The following is a 22969-nucleotide window of genomic DNA, read 5'->3' as shown; positions in this document are numbered from 1 at the left end:
CAAATCCGTGAAAGATTTATTAAAGTTTCTGAAAGCGCAGACTAAAACCGAAGAGTTTGATGCGATCAAAATTGCTCTGGCCTCGCCAGACATGATCCGTTCATGGTCTTTCGGTGAAGTTAAAAAGCCGGAAACCATCAACTACCGTACGTTCAAACCAGAACGTGACGGCCTTTTCTGTGCGCGTATTTTCGGGCCAGTAAAAGACTACGAGTGCCTGTGCGGTAAGTACAAGCGCCTGAAACACCGTGGTGTGATCTGTGAGAAGTGCGGCGTTGAAGTGACCCAGACTAAAGTGCGTCGTGAGCGCATGGGCCACATCGAGCTGGCGTCTCCGACCGCCCACATTTGGTTCCTGAAGTCGCTGCCGTCCCGTATCGGCCTGCTGCTGGATATGCCGCTGCGTGATATCGAACGCGTTCTGTACTTCGAATCCTATGTGGTTATCGAAGGCGGGATGACGAACCTCGAACGTAACCAGATCCTGACTGAAGAGCAGTATCTGGACGCGCTGGAAGAGTTCGGCGACGAGTTCGACGCGAAGATGGGCGCCGAAGCTATTCAGGCCCTGCTGAAGAGCATGGATCTGGAGCAGGAATGCGAACAGCTGCGTGAAGAGCTGAACGAAACCAACTCCGAAACCAAGCGTAAAAAGCTGACCAAGCGTATCAAGCTGCTGGAAGCTTTCGTTCAGTCTGGCAACAAGCCGGAGTGGATGATCCTGACCGTTCTGCCGGTTCTGCCGCCAGATCTGCGTCCGCTGGTTCCGCTGGATGGTGGTCGTTTCGCGACTTCTGACCTGAACGATCTGTATCGTCGCGTCATTAACCGTAACAACCGTCTGAAACGTCTGCTGGATCTGGCTGCGCCGGATATCATCGTACGCAACGAAAAACGTATGCTGCAGGAAGCGGTTGACGCCCTGCTGGATAACGGTCGTCGCGGTCGTGCTATCACCGGTTCGAACAAACGTCCTCTGAAATCTTTGGCCGATATGATCAAAGGTAAACAGGGTCGTTTCCGTCAGAACCTGCTGGGTAAACGCGTTGACTACTCCGGTCGTTCTGTTATCACCGTAGGTCCATACCTGCGTCTGCATCAGTGCGGTCTGCCGAAGAAAATGGCGCTGGAGCTGTTCAAACCGTTCATCTACGGCAAGCTGGAACTGCGTGGTCTTGCTACCACCATTAAAGCTGCGAAGAAAATGGTTGAGCGCGAAGAAGCCGTCGTTTGGGATATCCTGGACGAAGTTATCCGCGAACACCCGGTACTGCTGAACCGTGCGCCAACCCTGCACCGTTTGGGTATCCAGGCATTTGAGCCGGTACTGATCGAAGGTAAAGCTATCCAGCTGCACCCGCTGGTCTGTGCGGCATATAACGCCGACTTCGATGGTGACCAGATGGCTGTTCACGTACCGCTGACGCTGGAAGCCCAGCTGGAAGCGCGTGCGCTGATGATGTCTACCAACAACATCCTGTCCCCGGCGAACGGCGAGCCTATCATCGTTCCGTCTCAGGACGTTGTACTGGGTCTGTACTACATGACCCGTGACTGTGTTAACGCCAAAGGCGAAGGCATGGTGCTGACTGGCCCGAAAGAAGCTGAGCGTATTTATCGCGCTGGCCTGGCCTCTCTGCATGCGCGCGTTAAAGTGCGTATCACCGAATACGAAAAAGATGAAAACGACCAGTTCGTAGCGAAAACCAGCCTGAAGGACACGACCGTTGGCCGTGCGATTCTGTGGATGATCGTGCCTAAAGGTCTGCCGTTCACTATCGTGAACCAGGCGCTGGGTAAGAAAGCGATCTCCAAGATGCTGAACACCTGCTACCGTATTCTGGGCCTGAAACCGACCGTTATTTTTGCGGACCAGACGATGTATACCGGCTTTGCTTACGCAGCGCGTTCAGGTGCATCCGTTGGTATTGATGACATGGTCATCCCGGAGAAAAAACACGAGATCATCAGCGAAGCGGAAGCTGAAGTTGCTGAAATCCAGGAACAGTTCCAGTCCGGTCTGGTTACCGCTGGCGAACGCTACAACAAAGTTATCGATATCTGGGCTGCGGCGAACGATCGTGTATCCAAAGCGATGATGGATAACCTGCAAACCGAAACCGTTATTAACCGTGACGGCGTCGAAGAGCAGCAGGTTTCCTTCAACAGCATCTACATGATGGCCGACTCCGGTGCGCGTGGTTCTGCGGCACAGATTCGTCAGCTGGCTGGTATGCGTGGTCTGATGGCGAAGCCGGATGGCTCCATCATCGAAACGCCGATCACCGCGAACTTCCGTGAAGGTCTGAACGTACTCCAGTACTTCATCTCCACGCACGGTGCGCGTAAAGGTCTGGCGGATACCGCACTGAAAACAGCGAACTCCGGTTACCTGACTCGTCGTCTGGTTGACGTTGCCCAGGACCTGGTGGTTACTGAAGACGACTGTGGCACCCTGGAAGGCATCACCATGACCCCCGTTATCGAGGGTGGTGATGTTAAAGAGCCGCTGCGCGATCGCGTACTGGGTCGTGTGACCGCTGAAGACGTTCTGAAGCCGGGTACTGCGGATATTCTGGTTCCACGCAACACGCTGCTGCACGAGCACTGGTGTGATCTGCTGGAAGAGAACTCCGTTGACTCCGTCAAAGTTCGTTCCGTCGTATCCTGTGACACCGACTTTGGTGTATGTGCGCACTGCTACGGTCGTGACCTGGCGCGTGGCCACATCATCAACAAAGGTGAGGCTATCGGCGTTATCGCGGCACAGTCCATCGGTGAGCCGGGTACACAGCTGACGATGCGTACGTTCCACATCGGTGGTGCGGCATCTCGTGCGGCTGCTGAATCCAGCATCCAGGTGAAAAACAAAGGTAGCATCCGTCTTAGCAACGCTAAATCGGTTGTGAACTCTGCCGGTAAGCTGGTAGTAACCTCGCGTAACACCGAACTGAAGCTGATCGACGAATTCGGTCGTACCAAAGAGAGCTATAAAGTTCCTTACGGTGCGGTGATGGGTAAAGGTGATGGTGAGCAGGTTGCCGGCGGGGAAACCGTTGCAAACTGGGATCCGCACACCATGCCGGTTATCACTGAAGTAAGTGGTTTCATCCGCTTCACTGACATGATTGACGGCCAGACCATTACTCGTCAGACCGACGAGCTGACCGGTCTGTCTTCGCTGGTGGTTCTGGATTCTGCAGAGCGTACAGCGGGTGGTAAAGACCTGCGTCCGGCGCTGAAAATCGTTGATGCTAACGGTAACGACGTACTGATCCCTGGCACCGATATGCCTGCGCAGTACTTCCTGCCGGGTAAAGCGATTGTCCAGCTGGAAGATGGGGTACAGATCAGCGGTGGTGACACCCTGGCGCGTATTCCTCAGGAATCTGGCGGTACCAAGGATATCACCGGTGGTCTGCCGCGCGTTGCCGACCTGTTCGAAGCGCGTCGTCCGAAAGAGCCGGCAATCCTGGCAGAAATCAGCGGTATCATCTCCTTCGGTAAAGAAACCAAAGGCAAACGTCGTCTGGTCATCACTCCGTTAGACGGTAGCGATCCATACGAAGAGATGATTCCGAAATGGCGTCAGCTGAACGTGTTTGAAGGCGAACGTGTAGAACGTGGTGATGTGGTTTCCGACGGTCCGGAAGCGCCGCACGACATTCTGCGTCTTCGTGGCGTACACGCGGTAACGCGTTATATCACCAACGAAGTACAGGACGTTTACCGTCTGCAAGGCGTTAAGATTAACGATAAGCACATTGAAGTTATCGTTCGTCAGATGCTGCGTAAAGCGACCATCGACAGTGCCGGTAGTTCCGACTTCCTGGAAGGCGAGCAGGTTGAATACTCCCGCGTCAAGATTGCTAACCGCGATCTGGAAGCGAATGGCAAAGTTGCGGCAACTTACTCCCGCGACCTGCTGGGTATCACCAAAGCGTCTCTGGCAACCGAATCGTTCATCTCTGCGGCATCGTTCCAGGAGACTACCCGTGTCCTGACCGAAGCAGCCGTTGCGGGCAAACGCGACGAACTGCGTGGCCTGAAAGAGAACGTCATCGTGGGTCGTCTGATCCCGGCTGGTACCGGCTATGCGTACCACCAGGATCGTATGCGCCGCAAGGCAGCTGGCGAACAGCCTGCTGCACCGCAGGTCACCGTTGAAGAAGCTTCTGCCAACCTGGCAGAGCTGCTGAACGCGGGTCTGGGCGGTTCAGACAACGATTAATCGTTGACGCTGTGCTAAAAAAGCCAGTCAGGTCTCCTGACTGGCTTTTTTTATTCTTACGCTGCCGCATCAGCGCGTTATTTTATTTAATCTATATTTGATTACATTCCATTAATAGATAAGTATCAATTGAGCCTTATTTTATTAATATCAATCCCGCCGGCCGATCCTGTTTTTTTATTCCATATTAAATATATGGGTAAAAATTCTACGCGTATCAAAAAATTAAAAATCAAAAAAGGTATAGTCAAAAAATACGGATAATCAGGTGATTGCGCCTTTCCTTATTTTCAGCTCTCACACGCTGAGGCATCGCTTCATCTATTTAAAACGCCATCGAGGAGGCCGCTAAATAAGAGTGAGACGACCGCGATAGATGATTTCGACCTAATAGAGTAGTTCTGGGGGATGCATGGAATTTGCTATACAACTCATCATTATCTTAATGTGTTTGTTTTATGGGGCCCGAAAAGGCGGGATTGCGCTGGGCCTTTTAGGCGGTATCGGGCTGGTTATTTTAGTCTTTGTCTTCCATCTTCAGCCGGGAAAACCGCCGGTTGATGTCATGCTGGTGATTATTGCGGTAGTGGCCGCATCGGCGACGCTACAGGCTTCCGGAGGTTTAGACGTGATGCTGCAGATTGCTGAAAAGCTTCTGCGGCGTAACCCAAAGTACGTGTCAATCGTCGCGCCATTTGTGACCTGTACGCTGACTATCCTTTGCGGCACCGGCCACGTGGTCTATACGATCCTGCCGATTATCTATGACGTCGCGATTAAGAATAATATTCGTCCCGAGCGTCCTATGGCGGCAAGCTCCATTGGCGCACAGATGGGTATTATCGCCAGCCCGGTTTCCGTCGCTGTCGTGTCGCTGGTGGCGATGCTCGGTAACTTTACGTTTAACGGCAAGCATCTGGAGTTTCTCGATCTGCTGGCGATCACCATCCCGTCAACCCTGCTGGGAATTCTGGCGATCGGTATTTTTAGCTGGTTTCGCGGCAAAGATTTGGATAAAGACGAAGAGTTCCAGGCGTTTATCGCCACACCTGAAAACCGCCACTATGTATACGGCGATACCGCGACGCTGCTGGACCGCAAGCTGCCGACCAGTAACTGGGTGGCGATGTGGATCTTCCTTGCGTCTATTGCCGTGGTAGCCCTGCTGGGCGCGTTCTCCGAGCTGCGGCCCGCTTTCGACGGCAAGCCGCTGTCGATGGTGCTGGTTATCCAGATGTTTATGCTGCTTTCCGGCGCGCTCATCATCATCATCACCAAAACCAATCCGGCCTCTATTTCTAAAAATGAGGTATTCCGTTCGGGAATGATCGCCATTGTGGCGGTATACGGCATTGCGTGGATGGCGGAGACCATGTTTGGTGCGCACATGTCTGAAATCAAGGGCGTGCTGGGCGAGATGGTAAAAGAGTATCCGTGGGCCTACGCCATTGTCCTGCTGATTGTCTCCAAATTCGTCAACTCCCAGGCGGCGGCGCTGGCGGCGATTGTCCCCGTTGCGTTGGCGATTGGCGTCGACCCGGCCTATATCGTAGCGTCCGCGCCGGCGTGCTACGGTTATTATATTCTGCCAACCTATCCCAGCGACCTGGCCGCTATTCAGTTCGACCGCTCGGGCACGACCCGAATCGGCCGCTTTGTCATTAACCACAGCTTTATTCTGCCGGGGTTGATTGGCGTCAGCGTCTCGTGCGTATTTGGCTGGATATTTGCCGCGCTATACGGATTTCTGTAATAAAAAAGCAGGTGCCGAACGGGCACCTGCTGCATAAAGCGGTTTAATTTACTGCGGAATACGGCGATACAGTTCGATCATATCGGTCGCCAGATCCTGGATTACCATGGCGTTCATCAGATGGTCCTGAGAGTGAACGGTAATCAGGTTGACCGGAAGCTTGCCGGACCCTTCATCCAGACCGATAAGCTGGGTCTGGATTTTATGCGCGTGCTTCACAAACTCATGAGATTCTGCCATCGCCTGTTCAGCGGCGGCAAAATCGCCTTTGCGCGCCAGCTGCAGTGCGGTTAATGCAGAACTACGCGCTGAACCGGCGTTAACCAGCAGCTCCATGATGATCGTTTCTAAATCTTCCATCTCTTACTCCATCAACTTCAGGGCTTTATCCAGAACGGCATCGCCTTTCATCATGCCGTAATCCATCATATCGATAACGGCAACTTTTTTACCGAACGGATCGGCCAGCGCCTGTAGTTTCGCCTGCTCATACTTCACCTGAGGGCCCAGCAGGATAATATCGGCAGCGGCCAGATTGTCTTTAAATTCAGCAACCGGCACGGCTTTAATCGAGACTTCCACCCCTTTCTGCTGCGCGGCAGCTTGCATACGTTGAACCAGCATGCTGGTGGACATACCTGCGGCACAGCATAAAACGATATTCTTCATAGTTCGTCGCCTTTATGTTCCTTGATATACCATCTTTAGCGCGGGCAGGGTGACGGAACAACCGCTTTGCAGCGATTGTGTGTAAGGCATCACAAAATAATGAAACCGGTTTCGGTTTGCGGACAAAAAAGACAAAAAAGCCCACGAAGCGGGTTTTTTGGGGATTCGCTTTAGGTTCTGACGATCTGATTCTTGCCCTGCTGTTTCGCTTTATAGAGCGCTTCGTCGACGCTGACCACCAGTTTATCCAGCGGCTCCATGTTCCATTCGCCGAGGCCCGCGCTGAAGGTTACGCTCAGCCCCTCTTCACGCCAGGTGCGCTGGGTAATCTTAATCCGCCAGCTTTCGAGCAGCGTATGGGCATGGGTGAGATGCTCTGCGGTAAATACCACGGCGAACTCCTCTCCGCCGTATCGGTAGAGTGAAATCTGCAGCGGCTGCAGGATTTGCAGCCCTTCACGGGCGACGCTGCGCAGAACGATATCGCCGTTGAGGTGACCCCAGGTGTCGTTAATCGATTTAAAGTTATCGATGTCGACCAGCGCCAGGGCAAACGGCTGGTGATCGTTCATCAGCGCGGCGATATCGCTATCGAAGGCGCGGCGGTTTTTACAGCCGGTCAGGGCGTCGATGGTGGCCTGGCGCACGTAGGTTAGCTCGCGCTGCTTATTGCTTTCGATAGCCTTGCTCAACATCGCTTCCAGCCGCGGGGCGCGCTGAACGTCGCCGGTCTTAATGGCGTTAATGATATTCATCAGCACCGTACGCGAAGCGTGGCGCAGGTAGAGGCCAAACAGGATAATGACAATGGCGGCCAGGACAAATCCCCAGATGAGAATATCGGTTTCGTAGCGCGTCAAATCAACCAGCGTGGCGTTAGAGACGCGGTAAATCACAAACCAGTCGGGATTAGTAAAAGAGTAGTAGTAGTACCAGCTATCGCTGGCGTTATCGTACAGCTGTCCTTCCGCGCTGGTCATGTTATCCATCAGGCTGCTGCTGACGTAGGGTTTAAACAGGGCGCCAGGGTCGGGGTGGAGCACCACTTTCCCGTCACGCTGCACGACAAAAAACTCACCCTGCACCGGCGCCACCATTTGCCGCAGCGCGTGCCCCATCGATGTCAGGTCCATATGGAAGGCGAGGCTGCCTTTGAGCCGTCCTTCCGGGGAGATCACCGGGCGATAAAGGGTTACGCTTGGCCGATGGGTAAAATAATCCAGATAGGGGCGGGTATAGAGGCTGAACATACTGGCTTCCGCCTGTTTGATAAACCACGGCCGTGATTCAGGATCAAACGATCGGCTATCTTCCGTCTCCAGGACTTCAGGGGCGCGCAAATAGTGCGCCTGGGTGTCCGCCAGAGAGATAGAAGAGACGGTTTGCATCAGATCCTGAAGCTGCATCAACGTGCGTAAGCCTTTTTGCGGATCGAGATTAACGGCATTATTCAGCTCGTCATTGCGGGAAAAAAAGGTGGTTGCGCGGGTGAGAATATGATCATTTACGCGCAGCAGTGATTCGGTGTAGTTAATGGCCAGATTATGGGTGAAGTTGCGATTAACGTGGTGATAGTCCTCAAGGAAATTTTTTTTCTGAGTGGCGGTAACGAACGCTGCGATCAGTAAAAAACTGAGTAAAATCCCCGCAAACCCCACCAGAATTGGCGTAGTAAAAGAGAGCTTTCTGTTGTGACGAGCCATGAGTCGTAAATCGTTCCAGAAGGTATAAACCGTGGGTTAATACGCAGGTTTAGCCAGCATGCCTGCCGATCGAATCAGGTAACTATTCGTCAATTATAACCGCGCCCTCCTTGGGCAAGGGATTTAAATTCGCCTGCGCTGAGGTTTGCGCCCGTTGTCCGTAAAGGAGGCAGGGCGAAAATGAGGAAGAGAAATCATCGCCCTGGTCAGCGTCCGCTGCTGACCGGGGCAGAATAGGAAAACGGCAGGAGGTAAGCAATCTGCCGTTTTTGTTCTCGCGTTCAGGCTCGCAAAATAGTCAGGTCGTTACACTCCTCTTCAGGATGACTGCGTAGCGCGTCCCAGCCAGCTGTCCCAGTCTTTCCACACCGGCTGCAGGCCGCGAGCGACCAGGGCGCTGGCGACCTCTTCGGGACGGCGGCCATCATGAGGGGCGAACTGCTCCAGCTCGGGATGATTATCGGCATAGCCGCCGGGCTGAGTTTTTGAAAATGCGCTGACGTTGTTAATGGCCAGCGGGATCACCCGATCGCGAAAATCGGGCGCTTCGCGGGTTGAAAGCGACAGCTCAACCTCCGGCGCCAGCAGGCGGAAGGCGCAGATGGTCTGCACCAGCTGGCGCTCATCCATCAGCGATGCCGGTTCGATACCGCCGGCGCACGGCCGCAGCCGGGGGAAGGAGACCGAGTAGCGGCTGCGCCAGTAATGCTGCTGGAGCCACAGCAGATGCTCAGCGACCATGTAGCAATCCACGCGCCAGCTATCGGAGAGGCCAATGAGCGCGCCCAGGCCGATCTTATCGATCCCCGCCTGGCCGAGACGATCCGGCGTATCCAGGCGCCAGAAGAAGTCCTGCTTCTTCCCCTTCAGATGATGCTGGGCGTACATGCTCTCATGATACGTTTCCTGATAGACCATCACGCCGTCCAGGCCGAGCGTTTTCAGCTCAGCGTACTCATCCGTGCTCAGCGGCTGCACCTCCATCTGTAGCGAGGAGAACCGGCTGCGGATCGCCGGCAGATGCTGGCGAAAATAGTCCATCCCCACTTTGCCCTGGTGTTCGCCGGTGACCAGCAGCAGATGCTCAAAGCCCATCTGGCGGATAGCGGCGCACTCGCGGGTAATTTCATCGCTATCCAGCGTCTTGCGCTTGATGCGGTTGCTCATTGAAAAGCCGCAGTAGGTGCAGTCGTTCGCGCACAGGTTAGAGAGATAAAGGGGAACATAGAAACTGACGGTGTTACCAAAGCGCTGGCGGGTCAGGCGCTGCGCGCGCTGCGCCAGCGGCTCCAGATAGCCGGCGGCGGCGGGGGAGAGCAGGGCCATCATATCGTCGCGAGTAAGCTGTTTTGCCGCTATCGCCCGCTCAACGTCGGCTGGGGTTTTGCTGTTGATGCGCAGGCGGATATCATCCCACTCCAGCTGTTTCCAGCGGTCGCTAAAGGTGTTCATGCCAGCGCCTCCAGGAAACCGGTCAGCGGGCTGGTGGCCTGCGCCTGGGCGCTGCGCGCGCCGGGTCCGGCCTGACGGGCCAGCAGACCCGCTTCTACCGCCAGACGAAACGCGCGCGCCATGGTCACCGGATCGTCGGCGACGGCGATTGCGGTATTAACCAGCACCGCGTCGGCGCCCATCTCCAGCGCCTGCGCCGCATGGCTGGGCACGCCAATACCGGCGTCAACGACCACCGGTACCGTGGCCTGGGCGATAATGATTTCCAGCATGGCGCGGGTTTCCAGTCCTTGATTAGAGCCGATGGGGGCGCCGAGCGGCATTACCGCCGCGCAGCCCACCTCCTCCAGCCGTTTACACAGCACCGGGTCGGCGCCGCAGTAGGGCAGAACCACAAAACCTTCCCGTACCAGGATCTCCGCCGCCTTCAGGGTTTCGATGGGGTCCGGCAGCAGCCAGCGCGCGTCCGGATGAATCTCCAGCTTTAACCAGTGAGTGCCCAGGGCTTCCCGCGCCAGGCGGGCGGCGAACACGGCTTCTTCCGCCGTTTTCGCTCCCGACGTATTCGGCAGCAGGCTGACGCCGGCGGCCAGTAAAGGCGCGAGGATCGCATCATTGTGCTGACGTAAATCGACGCGCTTCATTGCCAGCGTCACCAGCTGGCTTCCCGAGGCGCGGATCGCCTCGACCATAAGGTCCGGCGCGGAAAATTTTCCGGTACCGGTAAAAATATGTGAGTCGAACGTTTTGTCTGCGATACGTAACATGTCAGCCTCCGGCGATAACCTGAAAAAGCAGGACCCGATCGCCTTCCTGCAGAAGATGGTGATCCCACCGCTCGCGCGGCAGGACGTGTTGATTGAGCGCCAGCGCGATACCCGCCTGCTGCTGTTCCAGCTGAACGAGCAGGGCGGCGACGGTGATCGCGTCGGCACAGAGGAGCGGTTCGTCGTTAAACCAAATCTGCATGTTGTTCTCCGCATACCGGACAGCTCTGCGCCCGCTGTAGCGCCAGGCTTCGCCAGGAGCCGGTGCGGGCGTCAAACAGCCGCAGAGTATTACGCGGCGTGACCATGCCGGAGAGTAGCTTGATCGCCTCCAGCGCCTGGAGCGTACCCATTATGCCGACCACCGGCCCGATAATGCCCGCGGTGCGGCAGCTGCGCTCGGGTTCGGTCGTATCTGGCCACAGGCAGCGATAGCAGCCCTGTTCCCACGGCGGGGTCAGGACCATCAGCTGCCCGCCAAGCCCGACGGCGCTGGCGGTAATTAACGGCGTTTTGTGGGTCACGCAGGCGGCGTTGATGGCCTGGCGGCTCTCCATGTTATCGGTGCAGTCCAGCACCACGTCGGCCTGCGTTACTTCAGCCAGCAGCGCCGCGCCGCTTAATCGCTGCCGCAGGGGGATAACATCGATCTGCGGATTGAGCCGCGCCAGCCGCTGTCGGGCAGCCGTTGCTTTAGGCCGGGCAATATCGTCGCTGGTGAACAAAATCTGCCGCTGCAGGTTGCTGACGTGGACATCGTCGTCATCGGCGAGGACCAGCGTACCGACGCCAGCGCCCGCCAGATAGAGCGCCGCGGGGGAACCGAGTCCGCCGAGCCCGACGATCAGCACCCGGCTGGCGAGCAGCTTCTGCTGACCTTCGATGGCAATATCTTCCAGCATCAGCTGGCGGCTGTAGCGCATAAAATCGCTATCATTCATCGCCTGCTCCCGCTATTTCCAGCAGCCGGGCGGTGGCCTGCCGCCAGTCCGCCGCCTGGGTAATCGCGCTGACCACGGCAATGCTGCCAACGCCGGCGTCCAGCACCGCCGGAGCGCGTTCGAGGCTGATGCCGCCAATGGCCACCGTTGGGTAGTCCTGTAGCCGGCTGATATGGCGCGCCAGCTGCTCCAGTCCCTGCGGCGCGGAGGGCATCTGCTTGGTTTGGGTCGGGAAAACGTGACCTAATGCGACGTAGGAGGGGCGCGCCGCCAGCGCGACGTCAATCTCCATATCATCATGCGTCGAGACGCCGAGGCGTAGCCCGGCATTGCGAATAGCGCTCAGATCGGTCGTTTCAAGGTCCTCCTGGCCCAGGTGCACGCCGTAGGCCTGATGCTTAATGGCCAGCTGCCAGTAGTCGTTGATAAACAGCCGGGCACGGTATTGACGGCCAAGCGCGATAGCGGCGATGACATCGTCCTCAACGTCAGCCTCACGCCGATCCTTAATTCGCAGCTGGATGGTGCGCACGCCCGCTTTCAGCAGGCGTTCAATCCACGCCACGCTATCCACGACCGGGTAGAGTCCTAAACGAAAAGGGACCGGGGGAAAATCGGGTTGATACATCAGGCTTGCTCCTTACGTAAATAGATTTCGCCGCCGCGAGCGCGGAAGTCCTGCGACATATCGGCCATTCCGCTTTCGATGTTCTGGAGGGCGGCATAGTCGCGTACTTCCTGGCTGATTTTCATTGAACAGAATTTGGGTCCGCACATGGAGCAGAAGTGGGCGACTTTTCCCGACTCCTGCGGCAGGGTTTCATCGTGATAGGCGCGGGCGGTGAACGGGTCGAGGGCGAGATTGAACTGGTCCTCCCAGCGGAATTCGAAACGCGCTTTTGACATGGCGTTATCGCGGATCTGCGCCCCGGGATGGCCTTTGGCAAGGTCGGCGGCGTGGGCGGCGATTTTGTAGGTAATCAGCCCCTGCTTAACGTCCTCTTTGTTCGGCAGCCCGAGGTGCTCTTTCGGCGTCACGTAGCAGAGCATCGCGCAGCCAAACCAGCCGATCATCGCGGCGCCAATGCCGGAAGTGAAGTGATCGTAGCCCGGGGCGATATCGGTGGTTAACGGCCCGAGGGTATAGAACGGCGCTTCGTGACAGTGCTCCAGCTCTTCGGTCATGTTGCGGCGGATCATCTGCATCGGCACGTGGCCCGGGCCTTCAATCATCACCTGCACGTCGTACTCCCAGGCGATTTTTGTCAGCTCGCCTAAGGTTCGCAGCTCGGCAAACTGCGCTTCATCGTTGGCGTCCTGGATCGAGCCCGGACGCAGACCGTCGCCGAGCGATAGCGAGACGTCATAGGCGGCGCAGATTTCACAAATTTCGCGGAAGTGCTGATAGAGGAAGTTTTCCTGATGGTGCGACAGGCACCATTTCGCCATGATCGAACCGCCGCGGGAGACAATGCCGGTGAGGCGTCTGGCGGTCATCGGAACGTAGCGCAGCAGGACGCCGGCATGGATGGTGAAGTAGTCAACGCCTTGCTCCGCCTGCTCCAGCAGGGTGTCGCGAAATGCTTCCCAGCTCAGGTCCTCGGCAATGCCGTTTACCTTTTCCAGCGCCTGATAGATCGGCACCGTACCGATAGGCACCGGACTGTTACGCAGGATCCACTCGCGTGTTTCGTGGATATAGCGGCCGGTGGAGAGATCCATCACCGTATCCGCGCCCCAGCGGGTTGACCACACCAGCTTTTCTACCTCTTCCTCAATGGAGGAGGTGACGGCGGAGTTGCCGATATTGGCGTTAACTTTGACCAGAAAATTACGGCCGATAATCATCGGCTCCGACTCTGGATGGTTGATATTGGCCGGAATAATGGCGCGCCCGGCGGCCACTTCGTCACGGACAAACTCCGGCGTGATGTTGTCCGGCAGATGGGCGCCAAACCCTTCCCCCGGGTGCTGGTGGCGCAGCACTTCGCTACGAATGCGCTCGCGGCCCATATTTTCGCGGAGGGCGATAAACTCCATCTCAGGCGTGACGAGGCCCCGGCGGGCGTAGTGGAGCTGAGTCACGCGGCGGCCTGCGGCGGCCCGCTTTGGCGTCAGCAGGCGGCTGAAGCGCAGCTCGTCGAGGCCGTCATCAGCAAGGCGTTGCTGGGTGTAAGCGGAGCTGCGATGGCTCAGCGGTTCGCTATCGTTACGCGCGTCAATCCACGGCTGGCGCAGCTTTGCCAGACCCTGGTGGACATCGATCGCGATATCGGGGTCGCCGTAGGGACCGGAGGTGTCGTACACCGGGATCGCTTCGTTATCTTCATAGCGCGGATTTTCTTTGCCGCCGCCGATAAGCGTGGGGCTAAGCTGGATTTCCCGCATCGGGACGCGAATATCATCCTGCGAACCCTGAATGTAGATACGCTGCGAGTTGGGGAAGACCGAACCTTCAAGAGTGTCGATAAAACGCTGGGCGCGTTCGCGCTGCTGTCGACGGGTCAGTTTTTCTGTAGACATAGCTCATTCCAGACGAAAAGGAGATGGCTTGTCAGACGACGGATGGAGTAACAGATGCGTTTGGTCCTGGAGGGACGGCCGCTCTTTGCAGTTTACTCTTGTTCCCTTCGCAGGTATTAGCCTGATCAGGTTCCGCGGATCCCGAATTAACGGTCTCAGCCTTTTCCACTTTATCCTTCACGCTGCCTCTTCGTTGGCTTCGTCCGCTCACTCCGGTCACTTACTGATATAAGTTCCTGGAGGTTCACTGACTTGCCATCTTGAGGCATCGCGAATGCTTTGTGGAAAATAGGCACTCCGACAAGATAACGCTCCCTCCGCAGAGGGAGAATGTATGTAAACTACTCGTTAACGGCTCACAACTCAAGCAGTCGGCGCGATATTGTCGCTGATGCTGTCTTTCAGGTTATAGGTCACGGCCAGCGCGATCAGCTTATCTTCAAGCGCGAAGCGCGCTTCCAGCGCTTCACCGATATCTGAGAGCGCCTGCTGGAACTCGAGATAGTTATCGTGATCGATCGCGTTTTCGAGGCAGGAGTCGTAATAATCCATAATCTGCTGGGTGTTGGCTTCCAGCTGTGGATAGAGCCTGGTGGCGGCCAAAAGTGGCGTATCGCCTTCCATTTCCCCGATAATGCGTTCATAAATACTAAAATGGCCGGATGAGAGATAATCCACCAGGCTTTGACAAAAGTTATCCAGCGCCTTTTCATTAAGCCGCATAAATGACTCTTTGCCAGGTTTCAGGCCAACCAGCTTGTAGTAAGCCACGAGCAAATGCTTACGTACATGCAGCCAGCGATCGACCAGTTCATTACTGCCTCCAACACGTTCCGTTAGGTTTTCCAGCTGGTTTAACATGGTTGACTCCGCAAGATTAAGAAAAATAACGTTGCTCACCAAAATGTAAATATAATGTTAAAAGTGCCAGTAAAATTAAGGTAGTGCAATAGATATGGATCGTATTATTGAAAAATTAGATCGCGGCTGGTGGATCGTCAGTCACGAACAAAAATTATGGTTACCCGGCGGGGAATTACCACACGGCGAAGCGGTAAATTTTAATCTTGTCGGCCAGCACGCGCTGCAGATTGGCGAATGGCAAGGTGACGCGGTGTGGCTGATACGCCAGGATCGTCGGCAGGATATGGGATCGCTGCGGCAGGTGTTGGATCAGGATCCTGGCCTGTTTCAGCTGGCGGGCCGCGGCATTCAGCTGGCAGAGTTTTATCGCTCGCATAAGTTCTGCGGCTACTGCGGGCACCCGATGCATCCGAGCAAAACCGAATGGGCGATGCTGTGTAGCCACTGCCGCGAGCGCTACTATCCGCAAATCGCGCCGTGCATGATTGTCGCCATTCGCCGGGAAGACTCTATCCTGCTGGCGCAGCATACCCGCCACCGCAACGGCGTACATACGGTGCTGGCCGGCTTTGTCGAAGTCGGGGAGACCCTCGAGCAGACGGTGGCGCGCGAGGTGATGGAAGAGTGCGGCATTAAGGTGAAGAACCTGCGCTACGTGACCTCCCAGCCGTGGCCGTTTCCGCAGTCGCTGATGACCGCATTTATGGCGGAATACGACAGCGGTGAGATTGTCATCGATCGCAAAGAGCTGCTGGAGGCGGGCTGGTATCGCTACGACGACTTGCCGCTTCTGCCGCCGCCGGGAACCGTGGCGCGCCGGCTGATTGAAGATACGGTGGCAATGTGTCGGGCCGACTATGAATGACGTGATACAATGACGGCCTGACGCATTAAGGAACTGCAAAATGACCGAACTGAAGAACGATCGTTATCTGCGTGCGCTGCTGCGCCAACCCGTTGATGTGACCCCGGTGTGGATGATGCGCCAGGCGGGCCGCTATTTACCGGAGTACAAAGCCACTCGCGCAGAAGCGGGCGACTTTATGTCTCTGTGTAAAAATGCCGAGCTGGCCTGTGAAGTCACCCTGCAGCCGCTGCGTCGCTATGCGCTGGATGCGGCGATCCTCTTTTCAGACATTCTGACCATTCCGGACGCGATGGGCCTGGGGCTGTACTTTGAAGCCGGCGAAGGCCCGCGCTTTACCTCGCCAGTTACCTGCAAAGCCGACGTCGACAAACTGCCGATCCCCGATCCGGAAGATGAGCTCGGCTATGTAATGAACGCGGTACGTACTATCCGCCGTGAGCTAAAAGGCGAGGTTCCGCTGATTGGCTTCTCCGGCAGCCCGTGGACGCTGGCGACCTATATGGTTGAAGGCGGTAGCAGCAAAGCCTTTACCGTTATCAAGAAGATGATGTACGCCGAGCCGAAGACGCTGCACGCTCTGCTCGATAAGCTGGCCAAAAGCGTCACGCTGTACCTGAATGCCCAGATTAAAGCAGGCGCTCAGTCGGTGATGATTTTTGATACCTGGGGCGGAGTGCTGACCGGCCGCGATTATCAGCAGTTCTCGCTCTACTACATGCATAAAATCGTCGATGGCCTGCTGCGCGAAAATGAAGGCCGCCGCGTGCCGGTGACTCTGTTTACCAAAGGCGGCGGACAGTGGCTGGAAGCGATTGCGGAAACCGGCTGCGATGCGCTGGGCCTCGACTGGACAACCGATATCGCCGATGCGCGTCGTCGCGTTGGCCACAGGGTCGCGCTGCAGGGCAATATGGACCCTTCCATGCTTTACGCGCCCGCTGCCCGTATTGAAGAAGAGGTGGCTACCATCCTTGCCGGCTTTGGGCAGGGAGAAGGGCACGTCTTCAACCTCGGGCACGGCATTCATCAGGACGTGGACCCTGCGCATGCGGGCGTGTTTGTGGAGGCGGTACATCGGCTGTCAGCACAGTATCATCGCTAAGGAGCGACTATGGATTTGGCTTCTCTCCGTACCCTGCAGCGTGATTTAGCAGAATCAGTCATTCGTGAAGATCGTCTGGATCGCGATCCGCCGCAGCTGATCGGCGGCGCGGATGTAGGGTTTGAGCAGGAAGGAGAAGTCACCCGAGCGGCGATGGTGCTGCTGGCCTGGCCTTCGCTGGAGCTGGTTGAATATCAGGTGGCGCGCGTTGCCACCACCATGCCCTATATTCCCGGCTTCCTCTCCTTTCGTGAAACCCCCGCGCTGCTGGCAGCGTGGGAGCTGCTTTCGCAAAAACCGGATCTGCTGTTCGTCGACGGCCACGGCATTTCCCATCCCCGACGCCTTGGCGTAGCCAGCCATTTCGGGCTGCTGGTGGATGTGCCCACCATCGGCGTGGCGAAAAAGCGTCTGTGCGGCAAATGCGACTCCCCGGGCGATGAGCCGGGGGCGCTGACGGCGCTGATGGATAAAAACGAACAGCTGGCGTGGGTTCTGCGTAGCAAGGTACGCTGTAACCCGCTCTTCATCAGCACCGGCCACCGGGTTGGCCTGGATAGCGCCTTAATGTGGGTAGAGCGCTGCATGAAAGGCTATCGCCTGCCGGAGCCGACGCGCTGGGCGGATGCGGTGGCATCAGAGCGCCCGGCGTTTATGCGTTGGCAAGCAAATCACGGCTGATTCAGGTAAACTGCGGCTAATTTCTGACTTCGAGAATTCATCATGTTACAAAACCCGATTCATCTGCGCCTGGAGAAGCTGGAAAGCTGGCAGCACGTCACTTTTATGGCCTGCTTGTGTGAGCGCATGTACCCCAATTACGCCATGTTTTGCCAGCAAACCGAATTTGCCGACGGCCAGCTGTATCGCCGTATCCTCGATCTGATCTGGGAAACGTTAACGGTCAAAGACGCGAAGGTGAATTTTGATAGCCAGTTGGAGAAGCTGGAAGAGGCGATCCCGGTGGCTGACGACTATGATCTGTACGGCGTCTATCCGGCGATCGATGCCTGCGTCGCATTAAGCGAGCTGGTTCACTCGCGTCTGAGTGGCGAAACCCTCGAACACGCCATTGAGGTGAGCAAGAGTTCCATTACCACCGTCGCGATGCTGGAAATGACACAGGCAGGTCGTGAAATGACCGACGAAGAGCTCAAGGAAAACCCGGCTGTTGAACAAGAATGGGACATTCAGTGGGAAATTTTCCGTCTGCTGGCCGACTGCGAAGAGCGCGATATTGAACTGATAAAAGGACTGCGTGCCGACCTTCGTGAAGCCGGCGAGAGCAATATTGGTATAAATTTTCAGCAGTGAGACCAGAAAACGTGATTTACCGCCTGAATTGTAGCGTCTGAAGGCTTCCATTCCGCCCCCCGTCTGGTCTACATTTGGAGGGCGAAAAAAAGTGGCTATCGGTGCGTGTATGCAGGAGAGTGTTTTTCAGCATTTCCGTCGCACTCGGTGCTTAGCAAGCGATAAACACATTGTAAGGATAACTTATGAACAAGACTCAACTGATTGATGTAATTGCGGACAAAGCTGACCTGTCCAAAGCACAGGCAAAAGCTGCCCTGGAATCTACCCTGGCTGCAATTACTGAGTCTCTGAAAGAAGGTGATGCTGTCCAACTGGTTGGTTTCGGTACCTTCAAAGTGAACCACCGCGCTGAGCGTACTGGCCGCAACCCGCAGACCGGTAATGAAATCAAAATTGCCGCTGCTAACGTGCCGGCGTTTGTTTCAGGCAAAGCACTGAAAGACGCAGTTAAGTAAGACCGCGTGGCAGTGTACAGTTCTACCGAAGGGGCCTTTAAGCCCCTTTTGTCTATCTGGCGTCGTACGCTGACGCTGGCAGGCGTACTGTTACTTGCTGCCTGCAGCCATGATTCCTCGCTCCCGCCTTTTACCGCCAGCGGCTATGCTGACAATCAGGGAGCGATGCGTATCTGGCGTCTGGATTCCAATGGCGAGGTGCATCTTCTCGCCGCTTTTAGCCCGTGGCGTCACGGCAATACTTCAACCAGTGAATACCGCTGGCAGGGCGATCGGCTGACGCTGATTGAGCTCAACGTTTACGGCAAGACCACGGAACATATTCGCGCCCGCTTTGATGACCAGGGAGAGTTGAGCTTTATGCAGCGTGAAATCGACGGGCAAAAGCAGCAGCTCTCCAGCGACCAGGTCGCGCTCTACCGCTACCGGGCGACGCAGATCCGCCAGACCAGCGACGCATTGCGTCAGGGCCGCGTTGTGCTGCGTCAGGGACGCTGGCACGCCGATCGGACCGTCACCACCTGTGAAGGGCAGACCGTTAAGCCAGACCTGGATGCCCGGGCGTTAGCCCATATCGCCCGCCGCCAGGATCACTCGTCCGTAGAGGTCAGCGTCGCGTGGCTGGAAGCATCTGAAGGTTCGCAGCTGCTGCTGGTGGCAAACGAAGACTTCTGTACCTGGCAACCGCAGGAAAAAACCTTCTAACGCTTTACCCGCGCTTCATACTCCGATGCGCGCTACCCTCGTTGCCGTACCCGCCGGGCATCACTCCGCCGCTCCTTGCAGAGCCGTACTCCGCGCATGCCAAATAAAACGGGCGGCCACAAATTAATGAGGCCGCCCGTTCATACAGAAGGGGGCGTAAACCCGACGGATGAAATGACGCCGTTAGTTTTGCTCGCGAGCGATGGCGCGCCAGCCGATATCGTCGCGGCTAAAGCTGCCGTCCCAACGGATATCGGTAAGCAGCTCATAGGCGCGCTGCTGCGCCTGGGCCACGCTATCACCCAGCGCCGTTACGCACAGTACGCGGCCGCCGTTGGTGAGTACGCGCTGGTCGGCAGAAAGCTGGGTGCCCGCATGGAACACTTTGCCATCCGCCGCTTCTTCCTGCGGCAGGCCGAAGATCTCATCGCCGGTGCTGTAGCTGCCCGGATAGCCGCCTGCGGCCACGACCACGCCGAGAGAAGCGCGGCTGTCCCACTCTGACGTTTTCTCATCCAGCTTGCCATCACAGGCGGCGAGGCACAGCTCCACCATGTCCGACTTCATGCGCAGCATGATGGGCTGAGTTTCCGGATCGCCGAAGCGGCAGTTGAACTCGATAACCTTCGGGTTGCCCTGCTTATCGATCATCAGACCCGCGTAGAGAAAGCCGGTATAGGTATTGCCTTCCGCCGCCATCCCTTTGACCGTTGGCCAAATAATACGCTCCATGGTGCGCTGATGAACCTCATCCGTGACCACCGGGGCCGGAGAGTACGCGCCCATGCCGCCGGTGTTAGGGCCGGTGTCGCCATTACCGACGCGTTTGTGGTCCTGGCTGGTGGCCATCGGCAGAACGTGCTCGCCGTCGACCATCACGATAAAGCTGGCCTCTTCGCCGTCGAGGAACTCTTCAATAACGATACGATGGCCGGCGTCGCCGAAGGCATTGCCTGCCAGCATATCGTGGACGGCGGCTTCCGCCTCTTCGAGCGTCATCGCGACAATAACGCCTTTCCCGGCCGCCAGACCGTCAGCTTTAATAACGATCGGCGCGCCTTTCTCCCGCAGATACGCAAGGGCAGGCTCAATATCGGTAAAGTTCTGGTACTCGGCGGTGGGGATGTTGTGACGCGCGAGGAAATCTTTGGTAAAGGCCTTAGAGCCCTCGAGCTGTGCGGCACCTTCCGTTGGGCCAAAGATTTTCAGCCCGGCGGCGCGGAACGCATCGACAATGCCGATCACCAGCGGCGCTTCCGGGCCGACGATGGTCAGATCGATATTTTCGCGCTGTGCGAAGCTCAGCAGTGCCGGAATGTCGGTCACGCCGATCGCCACGTTCTGCAGCGCGGGCTCCAGGGCGGTGCCGGCATTACCCGGAGCAACATAAACGGTATCAACCAGCGGCGATTGCGCCGCTTTCCATCCTAACGCGTGCTCGCGCCCGCCGTTACCAATCACTAATACTTTCATGTGTTACTCCGTGAATTAATGGCGGAAATGGCGCATGTCGGTGAAGATCATCGCGATACCGTGCTCGTCGGCAGCGGCAATCACCTCTTCGTCGCGAATAGAGCCACCCGGCTGGATCACGCAGCTCACGCCTACGGCCGCGGCCGCATCAATGCCGTCACGGAACGGGAAGAATGCGTCGGATGCCATTGCTGAACCTTTCACTTCCAGGCCTTCGTCGCCGGCTTTAATCCCGGCAATTTTGGCGGAGTAAACGCGGCTCATCTGGCCTGCGCCTATGCCGATGGTCATATTCTCTTTGGCATAAACGATGGCGTTGGATTTGACGAACTTGGCCACTTTCCAGCAGAACAGTGCATCGCGCAGCTCCTGCTCGCTCGGCTGGCGCTTGCTGACCACGCGCAGTTCACCGGCGGTGACCATACCCAGATCGCGATCCTGCACCAACAGCCCACCGTTAACGCGTTTGAAATCAAGGCCCGGTACGCGTGTCGTCCACTCGCCGCAGGTCAGAACGCGGACGTTCTGTTTCGCCGCGGTAATTTTCAGCGCCTCTTCGCTAGCGGAGGGGGCGATGATCACTTCGACAAACTGGCGGGAGATAATGGCCTGCGCGGTTTCGGCATCCAGCTCGCGGTTGAAGGCGATAATGCCGCCAAACGCTGAGGTTGGGTCGGTTTTATAGGCGCGGTCGTAAGCATCCAGCAGGGAATCGCTTACCGCAACGCCGCACGGGTTGGCGTGCTTGACGATGACGCATGCCGGCTCGCTGAACTCTTTCACGCACTCCAGCGCCGCATCGGTATCGGCAATGTTGTTGTAGGAAAGCGCTTTGCCCTGCAGCTGCTGGGCGGTGGCAACGGATGCTTCCTTAATTTCTTCTTCTATATAGAAGGCAGCCTGCTGATGGCTGTTCTCACCGTAGCGCATATCCTGCTTCTTAATGAAGTTCAGGTTCAGGGTACGCGGGAAGCGGCCTGAGGCTTCCTGAGTTTCACCGTGATAGGCCGGAACCATGCTGCCGAAATAGTTGGCAATCATGCTGTCATAGGCGGCGGTGTGCTCAAAAGCTTTAATGGCGAGGTCGAAACGGGTTTCGAGAGTCAGGGAGCCTTCGTTGGCGTCCATCTCTTTAATAATGGCGGCGTAGTCGCTGCTCTTAACAACGATAGCGACATCTTTATGGTTCTTGGCCGCGGAGCGCACCATGGTTGGGCCGCCGATATCGATGTTCTCAACCGCATCTTCCAGCGAGCAGCCTTCACGGGCGACGGTCTGGGCAAACGGGTAGAGGTTAACGACGACCATATCAATAGGAGAGATAGCGTGCTGCGCCATGATCTCATCATCCTGACCGCGACGGCCCAGAATGCCGCCGTGCACCTTCGGATGCAGGGTCTTCACGCGTCCATCCATCATTTCCGGGAAACCGGTGTAGTCAGAGACTTCGGTTACCGGCAGGCCTTTCTCCGCCAGCAGGCGTGCGGTACCACCCGTAGAGAGTAGCTCAACACCACGAGCGGAAAGAGCCTGCGCGAATTCGACGATACCGGCCTTATCAGAAACACTGAGCAGGGCGCGGCGGACTGGACGACGTTGTTGCATGGTATTAAATCCCCAGGATTTGAACATTACAGAGAGCGTTAGGTGAGTTTTTGCCTAAAAACTCACCTAACGCACCCAACCGGGCGTCCGTGTCATAGCGCGGCATTGTAACGAAAACGTTTGCGCAACGCTCGCGAATTTTTATCTTTCTCTTTGCAGGGGGAAATCTTTCCTTATCTCTCCTTATAGAAGGGCGCTGCGACGGTCTTTATAAAGAAGGATCGCCGACGGTCTGTGGATAATTCTGTGCGTAACAGGGTATAAAGCGGGGTTTTGCTGGGGAATGCAGCAGTCAGTCATTTTTCTGCAATTTAACTATTGCGGGCGCTCGAGAACTCCCTATAATGCGCCTCCATCGACACGGAACAACGGCAAACAAGCCGCCGGGTTGAAAGAGAAAACTTCTGAAAAACGGGGTTGACTCTGAAAGAGGAAAGCGTAATATACGCCACCTCGCAACGCTGAGCGAAAGCCGCGTTGCACTGCTCTTTAACAATTTATCAGACAATCTGTGTGGGCACTCAAAGTGACATGGATTCTT

The 22969-nt window shown here is 56.5% G+C and carries 20 protein-coding genes; 8 read left to right on the top strand and 12 right to left on the bottom strand.

What is annotated here, in order from left to right; genetic code table 11:
* Window positions 1-7: 7 nt before the first annotated feature.
* Window positions 8-4231, top strand: a complete 4224-nt coding sequence (gene rpoC / locus QFI97_RS00190) for a DNA-directed RNA polymerase subunit beta' (RefSeq protein WP_095105642.1) — start codon at window positions 8-10, stop codon at window positions 4229-4231.
* 412 nt (window positions 4232-4643) lie between these two features.
* Complete coding sequence (dcuB, locus tag QFI97_RS00185) at window positions 4644-5984, top strand: anaerobic C4-dicarboxylate transporter DcuB (protein ID WP_346430361.1); 1341 nt, start codon at window positions 4644-4646, stop codon at window positions 5982-5984.
* Window positions 5985-6032: 48 nt separating this feature from the next.
* Here dcuB and QFI97_RS00180 read toward each other — a convergent pair whose 3' ends face one another.
* The 10 genes from QFI97_RS00180 to rsd form a co-directional block, all read right to left on the bottom strand.
* Window positions 6033-6344 (bottom strand): PTS lactose/cellobiose transporter subunit IIA, encoded by a 312-nt coding sequence (locus tag QFI97_RS00180; protein ID WP_041143544.1) that lies wholly within the window; start codon window positions 6342-6344, stop codon window positions 6033-6035.
* A gap of 3 nt (window positions 6345-6347) precedes the next feature.
* Window positions 6348-6653: a PTS sugar transporter subunit IIB gene (locus tag QFI97_RS00175; protein ID WP_041143545.1), complete on the bottom strand. Its 306-nt coding sequence runs from the start codon at window positions 6651-6653 to the stop codon at window positions 6348-6350.
* Between the two features lie 170 nt (window positions 6654-6823).
* Entirely contained in the window at window positions 6824-8356 is a 1533-nt protein-coding gene (locus QFI97_RS00170) for a sensor domain-containing diguanylate cyclase (RefSeq protein WP_095105638.1), read from the bottom strand.
* Between the two features lie 318 nt (window positions 8357-8674).
* Window positions 8675-9808: a 2-iminoacetate synthase ThiH gene (gene thiH, locus QFI97_RS00165; RefSeq protein ID WP_331833491.1), complete on the bottom strand. Its 1134-nt coding sequence runs from the start codon at window positions 9806-9808 to the stop codon at window positions 8675-8677.
* The gene (thiG, locus tag QFI97_RS00160; RefSeq protein WP_346430360.1) at window positions 9805-10575 is read right to left on the bottom strand and encodes a thiazole synthase; all 771 of its coding nucleotides are present in this window, start codon (window positions 10573-10575) and stop codon (window positions 9805-9807) included. Before thiG ends, thiH begins: the two co-directional genes overlap by 4 nt.
* Window position 10576: 1 nt before the next feature.
* Window positions 10577-10777: a sulfur carrier protein ThiS gene (gene thiS, locus QFI97_RS00155; RefSeq protein ID WP_095105631.1), complete on the bottom strand. Its 201-nt coding sequence runs from the start codon at window positions 10775-10777 to the stop codon at window positions 10577-10579.
* On the bottom strand, window positions 10761-11516 hold the full coding sequence (locus tag QFI97_RS00150) for a HesA/MoeB/ThiF family protein (protein ID WP_346430359.1): 756 nt from the start codon (window positions 11514-11516) through the stop codon (window positions 10761-10763). Before QFI97_RS00150 ends, thiS begins: the two co-directional genes overlap by 17 nt.
* Window positions 11509-12144, bottom strand: a complete 636-nt coding sequence (thiE, locus tag QFI97_RS00145; protein WP_095105627.1) for a thiamine phosphate synthase — start codon at window positions 12142-12144, stop codon at window positions 11509-11511. Before thiE ends, QFI97_RS00150 begins: the two co-directional genes overlap by 8 nt.
* On the bottom strand, window positions 12144-14039 hold the full coding sequence (gene thiC / locus QFI97_RS00140; protein ID WP_346430358.1) for a phosphomethylpyrimidine synthase ThiC: 1896 nt from the start codon (window positions 14037-14039) through the stop codon (window positions 12144-12146). Before thiC ends, thiE begins: the two co-directional genes overlap by 1 nt.
* A gap of 363 nt (window positions 14040-14402) precedes the next feature.
* The gene (gene rsd, locus QFI97_RS00135) at window positions 14403-14900 is read right to left on the bottom strand and encodes a sigma D regulator (protein WP_095105623.1); all 498 of its coding nucleotides are present in this window, start codon (window positions 14898-14900) and stop codon (window positions 14403-14405) included.
* A 94-nt stretch (window positions 14901-14994) separates the two neighbouring features.
* Between rsd and nudC the strand changes: the two genes are divergently transcribed.
* The 6 genes from nudC (at window position 14995) to QFI97_RS00105 (ending at window position 19350) form a co-directional block, all read left to right on the top strand.
* Window positions 14995-15768 carry an NAD(+) diphosphatase gene (gene nudC / locus QFI97_RS00130; RefSeq protein ID WP_095105621.1) on the top strand — a complete coding sequence of 258 codons (774 nt, stop codon included), beginning with the start codon at window positions 14995-14997 and terminating at the stop codon, window positions 15766-15768.
* Window positions 15769-15808: 40 nt separating this feature from the next.
* Window positions 15809-16873 carry a uroporphyrinogen decarboxylase gene (hemE, locus tag QFI97_RS00125; protein ID WP_331833487.1) on the top strand — a complete coding sequence of 355 codons (1065 nt, stop codon included), beginning with the start codon at window positions 15809-15811 and terminating at the stop codon, window positions 16871-16873.
* A gap of 9 nt (window positions 16874-16882) precedes the next feature.
* A complete protein-coding gene (nfi, locus tag QFI97_RS00120; protein ID WP_095105617.1) occupies window positions 16883-17554 on the top strand; it encodes a deoxyribonuclease V in 672 nt (223 codons plus the stop codon).
* 42 nt (window positions 17555-17596) lie between these two features.
* Window positions 17597-18187 (top strand): YjaG family protein, encoded by a 591-nt coding sequence (locus QFI97_RS00115; protein WP_095105615.1) that lies wholly within the window; start codon window positions 17597-17599, stop codon window positions 18185-18187.
* A 185-nt stretch (window positions 18188-18372) separates the two neighbouring features.
* Window positions 18373-18645: a nucleoid-associated protein HU-alpha gene (hupA, locus tag QFI97_RS00110; protein ID WP_004097675.1), complete on the top strand. Its 273-nt coding sequence runs from the start codon at window positions 18373-18375 to the stop codon at window positions 18643-18645.
* A 12-nt stretch (window positions 18646-18657) separates the two neighbouring features.
* Window positions 18658-19350 carry a DUF1481 domain-containing protein gene (locus tag QFI97_RS00105; protein ID WP_331833493.1) on the top strand — a complete coding sequence of 231 codons (693 nt, stop codon included), beginning with the start codon at window positions 18658-18660 and terminating at the stop codon, window positions 19348-19350.
* 183 nt (window positions 19351-19533) lie between these two features.
* Here the strand turns inward: QFI97_RS00105 and purD are convergent, their stop codons facing one another.
* Both purD and purH read right to left on the bottom strand, forming a co-directional pair.
* A complete protein-coding gene (gene purD / locus QFI97_RS00100; protein WP_331833486.1) occupies window positions 19534-20823 on the bottom strand; it encodes a phosphoribosylamine--glycine ligase in 1290 nt (429 codons plus the stop codon).
* Between the two features lie 15 nt (window positions 20824-20838).
* Entirely contained in the window at window positions 20839-22428 is a 1590-nt protein-coding gene (gene purH, locus QFI97_RS00095) for a bifunctional phosphoribosylaminoimidazolecarboxamide formyltransferase/IMP cyclohydrolase (protein WP_346430357.1), read from the bottom strand.
* Window positions 22429-22969: the final 541 nt, after the last annotated feature.

The organism is Klebsiella scottii (assembly GCF_036561945.1).
Taxonomy (GTDB): Bacteria; Pseudomonadota; Gammaproteobacteria; order Enterobacterales; family Enterobacteriaceae; genus Klebsiella; species Klebsiella scottii.
The sequence above is the reverse complement of the archived record's forward strand: the minus strand, read 5'-3'. Positions and strand labels throughout refer to the sequence as shown.

Excerpts from the sequence above, each read along its gene's own strand:
- dcuB (WP_346430361.1), top strand. The coding sequence starts at position 4,644 with ATGGAATTTGCTATACAACTCATCATTATCTTAATGTGTTTGTTTTAT.
- QFI97_RS00180 (WP_041143544.1), bottom strand. The coding sequence starts at position 6,344 with ATGGAAGATTTAGAAACGATCATCATGGAGCTGCTGGTTAACGCCGGT.
- QFI97_RS00175 (WP_041143545.1), bottom strand. The coding sequence starts at position 6,653 with ATGAAGAATATCGTTTTATGCTGTGCCGCAGGTATGTCCACCAGCATG.
- QFI97_RS00170 (WP_095105638.1), bottom strand. The coding sequence starts at position 8,356 with ATGGCTCGTCACAACAGAAAGCTCTCTTTTACTACGCCAATTCTGGTG.
- thiH (WP_331833491.1), bottom strand. The coding sequence starts at position 9,808 with ATGAACACCTTTAGCGACCGCTGGAAACAGCTGGAGTGGGATGATATC.
- thiG (WP_346430360.1), bottom strand. The coding sequence starts at position 10,575 with ATGTTACGTATCGCAGACAAAACGTTCGACTCACATATTTTTACCGGT.
- thiS (WP_095105631.1), bottom strand. The coding sequence starts at position 10,777 with ATGCAGATTTGGTTTAACGACGAACCGCTCCTCTGTGCCGACGCGATC.
- QFI97_RS00150 (WP_346430359.1), bottom strand. The coding sequence starts at position 11,516 with ATGAATGATAGCGATTTTATGCGCTACAGCCGCCAGCTGATGCTGGAA.
- thiE (WP_095105627.1), bottom strand. The coding sequence starts at position 12,144 with ATGTATCAACCCGATTTTCCCCCGGTCCCTTTTCGTTTAGGACTCTAC.
- thiC (WP_346430358.1), bottom strand. The coding sequence starts at position 14,039 with ATGTCTACAGAAAAACTGACCCGTCGACAGCAGCGCGAACGCGCCCAG.
- rsd (WP_095105623.1), bottom strand. The coding sequence starts at position 14,900 with ATGTTAAACCAGCTGGAAAACCTAACGGAACGTGTTGGAGGCAGTAAT.
- nudC (WP_095105621.1), top strand. The coding sequence starts at position 14,995 with ATGGATCGTATTATTGAAAAATTAGATCGCGGCTGGTGGATCGTCAGT.
- hemE (WP_331833487.1), top strand. The coding sequence starts at position 15,809 with ATGACCGAACTGAAGAACGATCGTTATCTGCGTGCGCTGCTGCGCCAA.
- nfi (WP_095105617.1), top strand. The coding sequence starts at position 16,883 with ATGGATTTGGCTTCTCTCCGTACCCTGCAGCGTGATTTAGCAGAATCA.
- QFI97_RS00115 (WP_095105615.1), top strand. The coding sequence starts at position 17,597 with ATGTTACAAAACCCGATTCATCTGCGCCTGGAGAAGCTGGAAAGCTGG.
- hupA (WP_004097675.1), top strand. The coding sequence starts at position 18,373 with ATGAACAAGACTCAACTGATTGATGTAATTGCGGACAAAGCTGACCTG.
- purD (WP_331833486.1), bottom strand. The coding sequence starts at position 20,823 with ATGAAAGTATTAGTGATTGGTAACGGCGGGCGCGAGCACGCGTTAGGA.
- purH (WP_346430357.1), bottom strand. The coding sequence starts at position 22,428 with ATGCAACAACGTCGTCCAGTCCGCCGCGCCCTGCTCAGTGTTTCTGAT.